This is a genomic window from Collinsella sp. CLA-JM-H32 (assembly GCF_040098165.1).
Classification (GTDB): Bacteria; Actinomycetota; Coriobacteriia; order Coriobacteriales; family Coriobacteriaceae; genus Collinsella.
In genome coordinates this window covers 20,128-33,906 of sequence record NZ_JBBNMZ010000001.1, presented here as the reverse complement: position 1 = coordinate 33,906, position 13,779 = coordinate 20,128, and the positions used below count along the sequence as shown (strand labels likewise).

At 58.7% G+C, this 13,779-nt stretch carries 14 protein-coding genes and 1 tRNA gene; all 15 read left to right on the top strand.

Features of this window, described 5'->3' with window-relative positions; genetic code table 11:
- Window positions 1-55: 55 nt before the first annotated feature.
- The 15 genes from AAA021_RS00155 (at window position 56) to rmuC (ending at window position 13,705) form a co-directional block, all read left to right on the top strand.
- Window positions 56-1,000, top strand: a complete 945-nt coding sequence (locus AAA021_RS00155) for a zinc dependent phospholipase C family protein (RefSeq protein ID WP_349087484.1) — start codon at window positions 56-58, stop codon at window positions 998-1,000.
- Window positions 1,001-1,101: 101 nt separating this feature from the next.
- Window positions 1,102-2,361: an MFS transporter gene (locus tag AAA021_RS00150; protein ID WP_195233901.1), complete on the top strand. Its 1,260-nt coding sequence runs from the start codon at window positions 1,102-1,104 to the stop codon at window positions 2,359-2,361.
- A gap of 171 nt (window positions 2,362-2,532) precedes the next feature.
- On the top strand, window positions 2,533-3,720 hold the full coding sequence (locus AAA021_RS00145; RefSeq protein WP_152067295.1) for a glycosyltransferase: 1,188 nt from the start codon (window positions 2,533-2,535) through the stop codon (window positions 3,718-3,720).
- Entirely contained in the window at window positions 3,717-5,060 is a 1,344-nt protein-coding gene (locus tag AAA021_RS00140) for a histidine kinase (protein ID WP_349087482.1), read from the top strand. The genes AAA021_RS00145 and AAA021_RS00140 overlap by 4 nt, the downstream gene beginning before the upstream one ends.
- Window positions 5,061-5,132: 72 nt before the next feature.
- A complete protein-coding gene (locus AAA021_RS00135; RefSeq protein ID WP_006235156.1) occupies window positions 5,133-5,849 on the top strand; it encodes a response regulator in 717 nt (238 codons plus the stop codon).
- Between the two features lie 95 nt (window positions 5,850-5,944).
- Window positions 5,945-6,412, top strand: a complete 468-nt coding sequence (locus tag AAA021_RS00130; RefSeq protein WP_022094114.1) for a YfcE family phosphodiesterase — start codon at window positions 5,945-5,947, stop codon at window positions 6,410-6,412.
- Window positions 6,413-6,820: 408 nt separating this feature from the next.
- A tRNA-Asp gene (locus AAA021_RS00125) sits at window positions 6,821-6,898 on the top strand.
- Window positions 6,899-7,257: 359 nt separating this feature from the next.
- Window positions 7,258-7,743, top strand: a complete 486-nt coding sequence (locus AAA021_RS00120; RefSeq protein WP_022094514.1) for an Rrf2 family transcriptional regulator — start codon at window positions 7,258-7,260, stop codon at window positions 7,741-7,743.
- A gap of 21 nt (window positions 7,744-7,764) precedes the next feature.
- On the top strand, window positions 7,765-8,670 hold the full coding sequence (locus AAA021_RS00115; RefSeq protein ID WP_349087480.1) for an adenine glycosylase: 906 nt from the start codon (window positions 7,765-7,767) through the stop codon (window positions 8,668-8,670).
- Window positions 8,671-8,784: 114 nt separating this feature from the next.
- Window positions 8,785-9,324 carry a rubrerythrin gene (rbr, locus tag AAA021_RS00110; protein ID WP_006235152.1) on the top strand — a complete coding sequence of 180 codons (540 nt, stop codon included), beginning with the start codon at window positions 8,785-8,787 and terminating at the stop codon, window positions 9,322-9,324.
- Window positions 9,325-9,595: 271 nt separating this feature from the next.
- Window positions 9,596-10,228 carry a hypothetical protein gene (locus AAA021_RS00105; protein ID WP_349087478.1) on the top strand — a complete coding sequence of 211 codons (633 nt, stop codon included), beginning with the start codon at window positions 9,596-9,598 and terminating at the stop codon, window positions 10,226-10,228.
- 433 nt (window positions 10,229-10,661) lie between these two features.
- Window positions 10,662-11,084 (top strand): hypothetical protein, encoded by a 423-nt coding sequence (locus AAA021_RS00100; RefSeq protein WP_349087477.1) that lies wholly within the window; start codon window positions 10,662-10,664, stop codon window positions 11,082-11,084.
- A 123-nt stretch (window positions 11,085-11,207) separates the two neighbouring features.
- On the top strand, window positions 11,208-11,738 hold the full coding sequence (locus AAA021_RS00095) for a DUF6036 family nucleotidyltransferase (protein ID WP_349087475.1): 531 nt from the start codon (window positions 11,208-11,210) through the stop codon (window positions 11,736-11,738).
- Entirely contained in the window at window positions 11,735-12,298 is a 564-nt protein-coding gene (locus AAA021_RS00090; protein WP_195361561.1) for a transcriptional regulator, read from the top strand. Before AAA021_RS00095 ends, AAA021_RS00090 begins: the two co-directional genes overlap by 4 nt.
- 51 nt (window positions 12,299-12,349) lie before the next feature.
- A complete protein-coding gene (gene rmuC / locus AAA021_RS00085) occupies window positions 12,350-13,705 on the top strand; it encodes a DNA recombination protein RmuC (protein ID WP_196026332.1) in 1,356 nt (451 codons plus the stop codon).
- Window positions 13,706-13,779 lie beyond the last annotated feature (74 nt).

The following is a 13,779-nucleotide window of genomic DNA, read 5'->3' as shown; positions in this document are numbered from 1 at the left end:
CATGGGCGCGCGGTGGGCATAATGGGTGGCATCGAATGAAATCGAAAGGATCATTATGCCCGCGCTTATCACCCATCATCTCTTTGGCGAGGAAAGCATCGACCGTCTTCCGCAGGGTGTCATCACGTCCGATGAAGAGCGCATTGCCTTTATCTTGGGCAACCAAGGCCCCGACCCGTTTTTCTTTCACATTCTGACACCGCGTGTTTCCGACTGCACGCTGCTGGCGCAGGTCATGCATCGGTCGCGCATGTCTCGCCAGTTCGCGTGCCTGCGCGACGGCGTGTCGCATCTGCTGCCGCGCGACGCCAGCTTGGGTCGCGCCTTTGCGCTGGGCCTGCTGTCTCATTACGTGCTCGACCGCAACGCCCATCCTTTTGTCTATGAGCAGCAGTTTGGCATCGTGGAGTCCGATTCAGAGCTTGAGGATTCGAGCAGTCAGGTTCATGCCGTGATCGAGAGCGACCTGGATGTACTGATGCTGCAGCTTAAACGCGCCGGCGCTACGGTCGACGATTACCCGCCGGCGGGCGAGATCGTCACCACCGATCGCATCAATCGCGTGGCCGGCGTGCTGATGAGCTATGTTGCCGGACGCGTGTACGGCATTGACATTCCGGCGGGGGAGTACGGTGCTGCCGTTGCCAATATGCAGCGACTTTACCGCGCGATTGAGCCGGCCGGCTCCGCAAAGACGCGCGCGATCTCGCTGGTTGAGGGCTTGGTGCACGACTACTCGCTGCTCGACGGCCTTGCTCATCGCGTGACGACGGAGTTGCCCGAGCGCACCGGTAACCTGGGCCATCTGACATGGAAGAATCCCTTTACCGACGAGGTCTCGAACGAGAGTTTCCCCGAGGTCTTTGATCGCGCGCTGGGCGATTACGAGTGCACGGTCGCACGTTTTATCGAGACCGGTGACATGGATGCCGTGACCAGTCACGTCAACTACAGCGGTCGCGTGCTCAATGCCGATGAGGAGTTCGACCGCGAGGAATAGGGCCCGTGCGTGCCCCTTTGCCGAATCCTTACCGGCGGTTCTGGACAATTGGGGTACGATGAACTAACTGCATATCGGGCGAATACGAAGGGTCCCTGTCCATGAAATACACCAAGCTCGAGCGTAACTGGGTTATGTATGATGTGGGCAATTCGGCCCTCGTGCTGCTCAATACCTCGGTGGTGCCCATTTACTTTAACGCCATCAATACCGGCGCTTCCTCGGCCGACCTGGTGGTCGCCTGGGGCAATGCGCAGACGATCGCCTCGCTGGTCATCGCCATGCTCATGCCCATTCTGGGCGCGCTTGCCGACTACGCCGGCAACAAGATCAAGTTCTTCTTGGGCTTCTTCCTCACGGGCCTGGTGCTTTGCCTGGCGCAGGCTATCCCAATGTCCGCCATGGCATTTTTGACCGTGTACGTGCTGTGCACCATCGGCCTTAACTCTTCTATGACGTTCTACGACGCCATGCTGCCCGACATTACCACCGACGAGCGCATGGACGCCGTGTCCAGCTCGGGCTATGCCTGGGGCTATATCGGTTCCACCGTGCCGTTCGTCATCTGCCTGGCGCTCATCATGGGCGGCCCCGCTCTTGGCGTCCCCACCATGCTGGCAACGCGTCTGTCGTTTATCATCACTGGCGCCTGGTGGCTCATCTTTACTCTGCCGCTCATTCGCACCTATAAGCAAAAGTACGGTCGCGAGCGCGGTCCCGAGGACACCATCGGCCACATCGTGGGCGGTGTGTTCTCCGAGGTCGGACACACCATGCGCGAGATCGCCCACAACAAGACCGTGCTGGTCTACATGGTCGCGTTCTTCTTCTACATCGACGGCGTGCACACGGTCATTTCCATGGCAACCAGCTACGGCTCGGCTTTGGGCATCGATTCGACGCAGTTGGTGCTGGCGCTGCTCGTTACGCAGTTTGTTGCTTTTCCGTCTGCCATCATCTACGGCAAACTCGCCGGACGCGTGGGCACGCTCAACATGATCCTGGTGGCCGTCGCCGCCTACATGGGCATTGTGCTGTTCGCCGCGTTCTTCCTAAAGACCGCCTTCGAATTCTGGGTGCTTGCCATTATGGTCGGCCTGTTCCAGGGCGGCGTGCAGGCGCTCAGCCGTAGCTACTTTGGCCGCATTATCCCTAAGGAAAAATCCAACGAGTACTACGGCTTCTTTGACATCTTTGGTCGTTATGCAAGCGTCATGGGCACCTTCCTGGTGTCGGTCGTCACCTCGCTGACCGGCAACCCGTCGCTGGGCGTCCTTTCCATTGGCGTGCTGCTGGTCGTTGGCTTTATGCTGCTGGTCCGCCTGTCCCGCATGACTCGGGCGGCAGGGCATGCCGCATAGGAGCGAGCGGCTATTGTGCCTGTCCACGGTACTCTTTTGGGGTTATCCGCAATAAACATTGCGACTTGCGAGCAATGATTTGCCCAAGTGGGTATGATGGAATCAGCTAGGTCGCGGGGCGTCGCCTGTGTTTGGCGGCGTCCCGTTTTTGTGTTGCAGGGAGGGTAAGGCATGAACGCCACAGTCGTGATTCCAACGTATTGGGCGGGCGATGACGCTTGCGCAAACGCCCCTGGCACCTATGACCATTCGACGCGACTCAACGCCGACAATCCCGAACTCGACCGCTGTCTGGCCTCGCTTGAGCAGGTACGTGACATCCCGCGCATCATCCTTTTGGTGGTCTGTCCCGTTTCTGCCACAGCCGATGTGTCGCTGCGCGTGCACGAGATTGTCGACGCGCATCCCACGCTCAAGGTCACCGTTGTCACCAACACCCAGGCCTCGCGCATTGCAGACCGGGTTGCTCAGATCGCGCCCAAGGGTTCGGGCGAGTGCGTGAGCCTGCGAGGCTACGGTGCCATCCGCAACATGGGGCTAGCCTGTGCCGCTGTGCTGGGGCATGACGCGGTTATCTTTTTGGATGACGATGAGACTGTCATCGACGCCGACTTTATGAAGCGCGCGACCTATGCGTTGGGGCAGCAGACGCGTCAGGGCTTGCCGATCTTGGTCAAGAGCGGCTATTTCTACGATCGCGACGGCTCGCCGCTGGCTCCCACGGACAAGGCGGGCATCTGCCATCGTTGGTGGACCAAGCGCATCGAGTTCAACCGTTGGATGAAAAAGGCGCTCTCGGGCACCCGCATCTCGCGCTCCAACTACGTGTGCGGCGGCCTGATGGCCCTGCACGCCCGCGCCTTTACGCGTGTAGCCTTTGACCCGTTTATCACCCGCGGCGAGGACTTGGATTACCTCTTTAACATGCGCATGTTTGGCTACGACGTGTGGTTCGATAACGAGTGGACCGTGCGCCATCTGCCTCCGGAGTCCGAAAAGCGCTCACCGCGCTTTATGCAGGATGTATACCGTTGGTACTACGAACGGGCCAAGTTGACATTCGCCGCGCATCAAAAGGAGCTCATTCCCGTTACGGCGGCATCGCTCATGCCCTACCCGGGCCCGTGGATTTCGCGCGAGCTCGACGACCGCGTGCGCAAGACCGCTATGGTCCGCAGCGTGTTTACCCGCGAGCATGAGGGCTACCTGCGCATCTGGCGCCACGGTATTGACGAGGCCAAGACCTACGCGCGCCAAAACGCCGCAAGCTACCTGCGTTTCCAGAGCTTTTGGCCCAAGATCATGGACGGGCTTTGGCGTGACGCACAACTGATCAGTATCCTGGAGGGGGCCGAATGATCGACCGCCGCGCCCAGCGCGATAGTTCAATATCAATCTTTCGCATCATTGCCGTTGCCTGCGCCATTTGCGTGCTGGTGTACTTTATTTTTTCCTTGGTGACCGGTATCGAGCCGATCGCCACGGTGATTGCCTGCGCGCTGCTGTGCATCTTTCTGTGCATCTTTATCTTTTTGACGCTCAATCCCGATTCGGTGCGCTCCCAGTACACCGAGGAGACGCTCTCGGTGGCCTCGGCCATGCTCGAGGACATTAAGGGCGGTCTGACGCAGGAGTCGGCGCGTTTGGTGTGCCGGCGCATTTTGCCCGAGACGCGCGCCATGACGGTGGCCATCACCGACGAGGGCAACGTGTTGGCCTGCGCGGGCGAGTTTGAGGAAAAACTACTGCCAGATTCTCCCATCCACACGCTTGCCACACGCTACGTTATCGAACATGGCATCGTGCAGTCGTTCAACCGTATGGTGGATGTCGTGGGCTCGGATGGCTCGCACAACCAAGTCCCCGCCGGCATTATCGCCCCCATCAAGGTGGGCGATCGTACCGTCGGCACGCTCAAGTTCTACTACAAGACCCCGCGCGCCGTCGACCGTACCCAGTACGCGCTTGCCTCGGGCTTTGCCGAGATCTTGTCCACGCAGCTCGCCATCCACGAGCTCGAGGTGCAAAAGGAACTCACAGCGCGCGCCGAGGTGCGTGCGCTGCAGGCGCAGATTAACCCACACTTCCTGTTCAACACGCTGAACACCATTGCATCGTTTACGCGCACCGACCCGCTGCGGGCCCGCGAGCTGCTTCGTGAGTTCTCATCGTTCTATCGTGCTACGCTCGACAACTCGGGATCGCTTATTCCGGTCTCGCGCGAGGTTGCACAGACCAAGCGCTACCTTACCTTTGAGAAGGCCCGCTTTGGCGAGGACCGCGTGCTTGCGACGTTCGATGTGTCCGAGGACGTGGAAGATACGCTGGTGCCGGCGTTCGTGATCCAGCCGATTGTCGAGAACGCCGTACGTCATGGTATGGGCGATGACGACGCCCTGAGGATCGACGTGACCGTTCACCAAGACGGCGAGGATGCAATCTTGATTGCCGTGGCCGATAATGGCGTGGGCATGGATGAGGGTACCGCCGCCAGACTGTTTGACGAGCGCTCTGCCCGTCCCGACGCCAGCTCTCCCCAGGGTGGCGGCGCCGGTGTGGCCATGCACAATATTTCGGAGCGCATCCATCGCTTTTATGGGCCGCACTCCTATACGCGTGTCGAATCGGCGCCGGGCAAGGGCACCAAAGTGCTCCTTCATCTTGATTTGTCAGAGAGCATCTTTGACATTCAAGAGTAAAATAAAGGGCTACGGGCTCAACGTCATGCGACGGATGCCCGGCGTAGTTAGTTGACGAAAGGTTTTATCCCTATGCTGCGTGCGATGATTGTGGATGATGAGGCGCCGGCTCGCTCGGAGCTTCGCTTCCTGCTCGAGCAAACGGGCAAGATCGGCACGATCACGGAGGCGTCGAGCGTCCGCTCCGCCATCGAGATGCTTATGGAAAGTCGCGTGGATGTCGTGTTTCTCGATATCTCGATGCCCGGTGCCTCGGGCCTGCAACTTGCCGAGGCGCTGCATAAGCTCAAAAATCCGCCGGCGATCGTGTTTGTGACTGCGTATAGTGACCATGCGGTCGAGGCATTCGACGTGGATGCCGTCGATTATCTGATGAAGCCGGTCGAGGAAGCTCGCTTGGATCGCGCGATCGAGAAGGTCATGCAACGCGCCAAGCCGGTTACGGACAGCAAGGTGACCATCGAGCGTATCCCGGTGGAAAAGGGCGGCCGCAAGGTGCTCATTCCCGTGGACGACATTCGCTTTATCATGGCCAAGGACGATTACTCCTGCATCTATACCGTCGATGATCGCTTTTTGTCGACGACCTCGCTGGCGCAGTTTGAGGCCAAGCTCTGCGACTTTGGCTTCTTCCGTGTTCACCGCCGCTATATCGTCAACTTAGCGTGCGTTACGGACGTCGAGACGGTGCCCTCGGGCGCCATCCAGCTGGGCATTACGGGCGTCGACGAACGCGTGCCGGTTTCGCGCCGCCGCGTCGTGCCGCTCAAGAAGGCTCTGAGTCTCTAGCACACTGGCCCCGCAGCCCTGTAGACCCATCGTCTGCGGAGCCGTGGGGCTTTTTTGTATGTATCTGCCGAATCGTTTTTTGCGGAAGGGATCCCATGAACAGCGCAAGCGCCAAGCGCATCGACATCATCTCGGACACCCACGGCTATTTATCGCCTGCGCTCTTGGATGAGCTTGAGGGCGCAGACCTGATCATCCACGCCGGCGATCTCACGTCAGAGATGGACTACGAGCACCTATGCACCATCGCCCCCGTGCGGGCCGTACTGGGCAACAACGATTACTACCGCGACTACGGTCCCGATGTAGACCGTCTTGCGCTCTTTACCTACGAAGGCCTCAAATTCGCCGTAGCCCACTACCGCGAAGACCTTCCGGTGGGATCCGTAGACGTAGCCATCAATGGTCACACCCACGTAACCAAAGAAGCCCAAGTGGGCCGTTGTTTAGTCCTCAACCCGGGCAGCGCTAGCTACCCCAGAGGCACCCGAGGCCCCACCATGGCCAGAATGCTAGTAAAAGACGGCAAGATCATAAGCACCAAATTTATTGATCTAGAGTAACCACAACAAAAACGGGGGATGCAAATGCGTCCCCCGTTTCCATTTGAGCCAAAGGCAGAGCTTCAACAAAAACAATCAGACCAACCCCGCCGAGGAGCACGCGGGCTAGCCGCGCAGCGGCGCACGCCCGCAAAACTGGTTGAATAATGTGACGGCAGGGAGGGCTTCCGGGGCTGAGGGCGGGGGTTAAGTTTGTCGCGAGTTCCACACGCAAAGGAAAGCACTTAATGTGCTTTCCGTCTTGCGCAGGACTGTAGAGCAGCAAACTTAACCCCCGCCCTCAGCCCCGGAAGCCCTCCCGGATGGCCCCAAAAAATTTTTCAAAAAAGTTGTTGCGCGCCGGACAGACTTCTGTGTATACTAATCCCCGCAGCGCACGCGAGCGGAAACAAACGCGAACGTCTGCCTGGGGAGTTAGCTCAGTTTGGTTAGAGCGCCGGCCTGTCACGTCGGAGGTCGCGGGTTCGAGCCCCGTACTTCCCGCCAACGCAATTAAAGCCACGTCTTCGGACGTGGCTTTTTGCGTTTGATGCACTTTGTTTCGATAGAACGATCGCCCTGGTGCATCTTCGCCCAGAATCCCCGCGCCTTCGGGAACGCAAGTAAAATCTAATAAGTATATCTGTCTGAACAACAGCTTTGGTGCGCAACACCTGTTCTACGAGACAGGGGGTTAGGTTATACTAAATTGCACTGTGCGCCGCATCTGATGCATTTCGCTCCAAGCGCGGCACTCAGTGGATATCCGATTTACCATTTGGATGTCCTGGCGGTCATTTAGCGTCTCGACACAAGCTCGGCCCCGGAGCTCGTTCGAGCTGTTCGTATTCCTTGAAAGGGGAAAAATGGACATATCGAGGAAGACTGATTACGCCCTTCGAATGCTGGCGATGCTTGCTGAGGATCCGGAGTGTTTGCTTTCTGTTCGCACCGCTGCCGAAGAGGTCAATGTCCCGTATTCGTTTGCCCGCTCGATTCAGCACGGTTTGGTCCAGGCCGGTATTGTGGAGAGCCTGCGTGGCGTCCACGGTGGCATGCGTCTCAAGGTCAGTCCGGACGACGTCACTATCCGCCAGGTCGTCGAGGCCGTTCAAGGTCCTATGGTTATGAACGATTGCACCGCGCCCGATGGTGACTGTGCGCGCATGGGCGCGTGCTGCTATCATCCCCTGTGGGCCGGAGCTCAGGCGTTGATGCGCGACTACCTCGATTCCGTTTCGCTCGGCGACATCGTCGCTCACCGCCAGTTCCCGGCCGTCGATCCCAAGTTCGCCGACCGCGAAGCGTTTCCCGAGTACGCCACCTGCGCGTGCGCTTACCGGGAGGAATAGCGCCGCATAAGGAGCATAGCCATGATTCAGGACCCCTTTCGTTCGATGATTCGTTCGGAAGGGGTCCTGCGTTATCGCGACCTTCCGTGGCGCCGCACACGCGATCCGTACATCATTTGGCTTTCTGAGGTCATGCTGCAGCAAACACAGGTGCCGCGTGTGGAGGCGCGCATGCCGGTGTGGCTCGATCGTTTTCCGACTGTGCAGGCGCTTGCCCAGGCCGCGCCTTCCGATGTTTTGGACGCTTGGCAGGGCATGGGCTACAACCGACGCGCTCTGGCGCTTCACGGGGCCGCTCAGCGCGTTGTAGAGGACTGGGACGGGGAGTTTCCGCGTGAGACGCATGACTTGGTCGCTCTGCCTGGTATTGGCCCGGCAACGGCGCAGGGTATCCGTTCGTTTGCGTTTGATCTTCCGGGCGTGTATTTGGAGACCAATGTGCGCACGGTCTTTTTGCATCATTTCTTTCCCGATGTGCCGGCCGTTCCCGATCGCGAACTGGTGCCGCTGATCCAAGCTGCCTGTCCGGCGGTCCCCGGTGCGGCGGCGGACGAGATCGCGCCCTTTGCCGCGCCTCAAGACGATGCCGACACGCCGCGCGCGTGGTATTACGCATTGCTGGATTACGGCGCGTATCTTAAAAAGACACTGCCCAATCCGTCCAGGCGGTCGGCGGGCTATAGTCGTCAGTCCAAGTTTGAGGGCTCGCGCCGCCAAAAGCGCGCGCATATCGTGCGTATGTTGTTGGCAGCGCGTGATGGGCAGCCTGCGGGCATTACGGTTGATGAAGCTGTTGCAGGCGTTAACGAGATGGAGACGGCAGCCGGCCGGGAGCCGGTTGAGCGCGAGCTAGTCGCAAGTATTCTTGCCGATCTGGAGCGCGAGGGCTTTTGCCGCTCCGAGGGCGATCGTTGGCTGAGTGTATAGCTCGCTCGAATCTGAAGAACAGGATTATAAGGTTTAAATTCTCGGCTTGAGGGCATCCTAAAGACAAGGCCGCTCAAAGCCTATGGGCGGCATGTGTTGAAGGGAAGTACACCTATGGATTTTGAGAACTCTCAGACCAAGAAGAACCTCGAGACTGCTTTTGCCGGTGAGTCCCAGGCGCACACCAAGTATCGCTACTATGCATCCAAGGCCAAAAAGGACGGCTACGTTCAGATCTCGAATATCTTTGCCGAGACGGCGGGCAACGAGTCCGAGCATGCCAAGCTGTGGTTTAAGTACCTGCACGACGGTGCCGTTCCGGGCACTCTGGACAACCTGCGCGACGCCGCCGCGGGCGAGAACTACGAGTGGACCACGATGTACGACGAGTTCGCCAAGACCGCCGAGGAGGAGGGCTTTGCCGAGATCGCCGAGAAGTTCCGTGGTGTCGCCGCCGTCGAGAAGGCCCACGAGGAGCGCTACAACAAACTCGTCGAGCGCATCGAGTCGGGCGAGGTGTTTGAGCGTGAGGGCGTGAAGGTATGGAAGTGCCTGAACTGCGGGCACCTGCACGTTGGTGCCGAGGCGCCTGAGGTGTGCCCGGTGTGTAACCACCCGAAGGCGTACTTTGAGGAGCAGGTGGTGAACTACTAGCGCTTGGCGCTGGCTGCTGCGGAGCGCAGGGCGGGAAATGCCTTTCCCTCTCGCTCACGGCTGCGCAGGGTCGCGCGAGGCAAAGGCATTTCCCGCCCTGCGCTCCGGCTTCGGGTCGTTGCGTGCTCGTTACAGAAAAGCTGATAAGAAGTTTGTGTGCCGCCCCTTATGGGGCGGCACGTTTTTGTGGGGGCCGGTTGGGGCGGTGACGTTGCTTAGAGGGTACACTGGGTAGCGTTGGCTATTCGTTTCCTCTTGTGAGGTGTTGGTTATGGGTAAGAAGTCTCGGGCTCGGGTTGCTGCGGCGGGAACTCGCAAGGATCCTGGTCGTCGGGTTGCCGAGGGTAAAAAGGCCGATCGTGCCGAGAAGGACAAGAAAGTCGGCGCGCATGCTCATCCTGAGTGGGCGCCTCATTTGAATTCGGCTAGTGAGGATTTGACTGCCAAGTTGTTTACTCTGGTCGAGGTAATTTTGGGCGTGGTGCCCCTTGTGGTTATCGGTTTATTCTTGGCTTCGAAGGACGCCACGAGTGTCGATAAACTCACCGAGGTCTTTTCGCAGGACCCCTCGATGGTGGTCTCGTTTATTTCTGCGTGCTTGCAGCCGTTTGTGGCGTACATGCTGTATATGGTCTACCGCAAATACTGCGAGGGTGATGCGGGCTTTGCCGCCGGTAACCTGATCGGTCTTTTGTGCTCCGAGATCCTACTGCTCAATATCCCGGGCGTCATCGGTATGGGCATCTTGCTGTGGCGTGTTTGGCGCAACGTCGCCCCGCACTTTGAGAGCTGGTTGTTTGAACGCCGTGCAATGGGCGTGCTGGCAGACATCGCCGGGTCGCTCGTGATTCTCGTCTTGGCATTTATGTGCGCCACCGCCGCCCGCGGTCTCGCGGGCATGTAGTCTGTTCTCACCGACCACGGGGCGCAGGGCGGGGAAACCTTCCCCTCTCGCTCACGGCTTCGCAGGGTCGCGCGAGGCAAAGGTTTCCCCGCCCTGCGCCCCGGCGTTGAGTCGTCGCATGCTCGTTACAGAAAAGCTGATAATAAGTTTGTGTGCCGCCCCTTTGGGGCGGCACTTTTTGTGTGGGGTCCCGGTCTCCACAATTTTCGTCAAGCTATTGGTTAGATTTTGGTCAGTTGGCGTAAGGGTGGAAGGCCAAAAGATTGTTGGCGAAAAAAGCTCAGAGAAAGTGCTGGTAGGGGAGTTGTTGAGCTTTTCGACAGCTTTTGAGCAAAAGAAACTTTGTGGCTATTGCCGGCGATTGCGTTGTCGCGGTCATGGCGGTGCGGGATGCTGGTCGTAAGCGTCGAATGCTCCGATTTTGGAGGCCAGCATGGATCTGTTTCTTGAGACTCCGCAGCAACAAGCTGAGCGCATGCTGCGTCAGCAGCAACGACTCATGGAGATGCAAATGCAGGGGGCGGCAGCCCAGCCCCCTGCGCAAAATGCCACGCCTGTGGTTTCGCCTGCGGGCGAATCGGCACCAGAGGCCTATTCCGTACAGCAAGATTCATATGCGCAGGAGCTCGCGTTCGACAAGCGTCGTGCGCGTCGTCGCCGCGTGGGCCAGCGCCTGCGCACATTGGCGATGATCGTGCTCATCCCGCTGGGGCTTGCGGTCATCTTTCTGGCGTCGTATGCCCTCACGTGCATCCTCAACGGCGCATCGCCCAACGAGGTGCTCCAACATCTAGCGGCCCTGGGCCAGCGCCTAGGCGACGCCATAACAACCATCCGCACCGGCTGGGAGAGCTAGCGTTTGTAACATTAGGACTTCTAGGGTGTAGGGATTATCGCCACGAGCGGAATTCTTGCATCCTGTTGGTCCTGTCGTGCGACTGAATAGTATTATTGAAGTTGAATAATAATAGGATTTGTTATGCATAAGCAGGATTTAGAGCAGACTCTGTTGGGCATTGACGAAGAGGCAGAGCTGGAAATAGGTCCAAGAGACGACAGGCCGAGCGTTGTATTGGTGGGAGGAAGCGCCTTCATGCTAAACGATGTGACGAATCGTTCGGTTACACATGACATCGATGTGTTTGAGGCGGACAGGTGCCTCCGCGAGATCATAGCTCGATACCCCGAGGTGAATGGTATGGCGGTGGCATATTGTAATCAGATGCCATTCAATTACGAAGATCGTTTGATCCCCTTGGATATTGGGGCGCGTTTTATCAGGTACTTTACGCCATCCTTGGAGGATCTGGCGGTAATGAAGCTCTATGCCTTCCGTCCGAACGACATCATCGATCTTCATAGTCAGGCATTCGTCGACCGACTTGATTGGGGGCTGCTCGAACGGCTTATATTCGACGAGGGAGAAGCACTGGCGTCGTCGCCTTCGGAGCGGAGTTATCAAGAGATGGTCTGTGCATACAGGCAATACAAAAAGGAGGTGCTCGGTTGAATCTGACCTTTGAGGGATTCTTAAAAGGCTATTGCCGAGAGCTATCCGGACAGCAGTCGCTCAGTTTTAGAAAACTGGTTAAGCAAGCGACGACGGTTGCGCCGCGCGTGGCGGAGCCCCTGTTTTTGCTCGCTTTGGCACAGGGTAAAGCCGAATACGTTCTGGGCTTATCCGAGGGTTCGTGGATGGAAGAGGGTTACCGAGGCGTTTTGTCCTTGTACGCCCAAACGGGTAGCCTGGCATCTCTATGCGCCGAGGATAAACTTCCTAATCGTTATGCCAACGTTTGGCGTGCGTATAGAGCGGTGAAGGAAAAGCCAGTGGCGGACAGAAGGATCAACGCCCTGATGCGAAAAAGAACGTTGGGAGCGCTAGAGGAATCGGGCGTAACGCGCTACGGTCTCTGCCGCGATTTGAATCTGAATAAGGGAAACGTGTACGCATATTTAGCCGGTGATGACTCAAAGGTGAGCAGGGAGACGGCACGCCGCATTATGGAATATGCGGAGGAGAGGGGCGCCCAAGAAGGGACCGGGCGCCCGGTGCGTATGGCGGGGTAAGATTGATCGCGGTTTTGATTGGTGCTCGATTGGGTTTGTTGGGCGGAGTTTATGTCTGCTATTGATATTGTGCTTGTTGTGATCGCCTTGGTGGCGGTGGGGGTTGCTGTGGCTTGCGCCCTCCAACTCAAGAGCCTGCGTGCCGAGTTGCGGGAGCGTGGCGACAGTAGCGCGGAAACGCTGGCAGCACTCGAGCAGGCTAACAAAGCGCTCGATGCCCTGAACGTCGCGCTGGCCGAAACCCGTCGCACGGCCAATGCCATCGCGCAGCAGCAGACGACCGATGCGGCCGTAGAGCAGCAACGTTACCTGACCATCGCGCGCGAGTTCTCGCAAGCCGGTGACCGGATGGATGATCTGCGCCGCGAGACCGCCCAACAGCTCGGCGCCAATCGCGAGGGCATCGAGCATCGCCTGGACAAGGTGCGCGAGACGGTCGATGCTCAGCTGGGTGCCATCCGCGAAGACAACAACGTGCAGCTCGATCAGATGCGCGCGACGGTGGACGAGAAGCTCTCTCGCACGCTCAACGACCGACTTTCGGCATCGTTTAAGCAGGTGAGCGACCAGCTCGAGGCCGTGTACAAGGGCCTGGGCGATATGCAATCTATCGCCACCGGCGTAGGCGACCTCAAGCGTGTGCTGGGCAATGTAAAAGCGCGCGGCATTTTGGGCGAGGTACAGCTGGGTGCGATCCTGACGGACATCCTCACACCCGACCAGTATCTGGAAAACGTTGCCACCAGGCCCGGCGCCTCGGAGCGCGTTGAGTTTGCCGTCAAGCTGCCGGTAGACGAGGGCGATCCCGTGCTGCTGCCGATCGACTCCAAATTCCCGGGCGACGCGTACGAGCATCTGCTCGACGCCCAGGAGTCGGGCGATGCGGAGGCCGTTGCCGCAGCGCGCAAGACGCTCGATATGATGGTGAAACGCGAGGCAAAGGACATCTGCGAAAAGTACCTGAGTGTGCCGGCAACGACCAACTTTGGCATCATGTTCGTGCCGTTTGAGGGGCTGTACGCCGAGGTCGTCAGCCGACCCGGGCTCATCGAAACCCTGGGCCGCGACTATCATGTCAACGTTGCCGGTCCCAGCACTATGGCCGCCATTCTCAACAGCCTGCAGATGAGCTACCAGACGTTTAGGCTGCAAAAACGTACCGACGACGTACTGCGCGTGCTCTCCGCCGTCAAGGCCGAGCTGCCGCGCTATCAAAAGGCGCTGCGCCGCGCCCAGCAGCAGATCGAGACCGCGGGCAAAACGGTCGAGGGCATCATTACCACGCGCACCAACGTAATGGAGCGCAAGCTCAAGGACATCGACGCACTGGAAGACGCCGACCAAGTCGATGAGATCTTGGGACTCACGCCCGCGGGCCTTCCCACAGACCAAGAAGACGAGGACTAATTGCAACAAGACGGCGGGGCACCGGTGCAAACGCGGGCGCCCTACCGCTTTTCGTATCGCACTTGTCTGGAGCG

What these genes read in the sequence shown, in the direction of transcription:
- AAA021_RS00155 (WP_349087484.1), top strand. Translation starts at nt 56, where the DNA reads ATGCCCGCGCTTATCACCCATCATCTCTTTGGCGAGGAAAGCATCGAC.
- AAA021_RS00150 (WP_195233901.1), top strand. Translation starts at nt 1,102, where the DNA reads ATGAAATACACCAAGCTCGAGCGTAACTGGGTTATGTATGATGTGGGC.
- AAA021_RS00145 (WP_152067295.1), top strand. Translation starts at nt 2,533, where the DNA reads ATGAACGCCACAGTCGTGATTCCAACGTATTGGGCGGGCGATGACGCT.
- AAA021_RS00140 (WP_349087482.1), top strand. Translation starts at nt 3,717, where the DNA reads ATGATCGACCGCCGCGCCCAGCGCGATAGTTCAATATCAATCTTTCGC.
- AAA021_RS00135 (WP_006235156.1), top strand. Translation starts at nt 5,133, where the DNA reads ATGCTGCGTGCGATGATTGTGGATGATGAGGCGCCGGCTCGCTCGGAG.
- AAA021_RS00130 (WP_022094114.1), top strand. Translation starts at nt 5,945, where the DNA reads ATGAACAGCGCAAGCGCCAAGCGCATCGACATCATCTCGGACACCCAC.
- AAA021_RS00120 (WP_022094514.1), top strand. Translation starts at nt 7,258, where the DNA reads ATGGACATATCGAGGAAGACTGATTACGCCCTTCGAATGCTGGCGATG.
- AAA021_RS00115 (WP_349087480.1), top strand. Translation starts at nt 7,765, where the DNA reads ATGATTCAGGACCCCTTTCGTTCGATGATTCGTTCGGAAGGGGTCCTG.
- rbr (WP_006235152.1), top strand. Translation starts at nt 8,785, where the DNA reads ATGGATTTTGAGAACTCTCAGACCAAGAAGAACCTCGAGACTGCTTTT.
- AAA021_RS00105 (WP_349087478.1), top strand. Translation starts at nt 9,596, where the DNA reads ATGGGTAAGAAGTCTCGGGCTCGGGTTGCTGCGGCGGGAACTCGCAAG.
- AAA021_RS00100 (WP_349087477.1), top strand. Translation starts at nt 10,662, where the DNA reads ATGGATCTGTTTCTTGAGACTCCGCAGCAACAAGCTGAGCGCATGCTG.
- AAA021_RS00095 (WP_349087475.1), top strand. Translation starts at nt 11,208, where the DNA reads ATGCATAAGCAGGATTTAGAGCAGACTCTGTTGGGCATTGACGAAGAG.
- rmuC (WP_196026332.1), top strand. Translation starts at nt 12,350, where the DNA reads ATGTCTGCTATTGATATTGTGCTTGTTGTGATCGCCTTGGTGGCGGTG.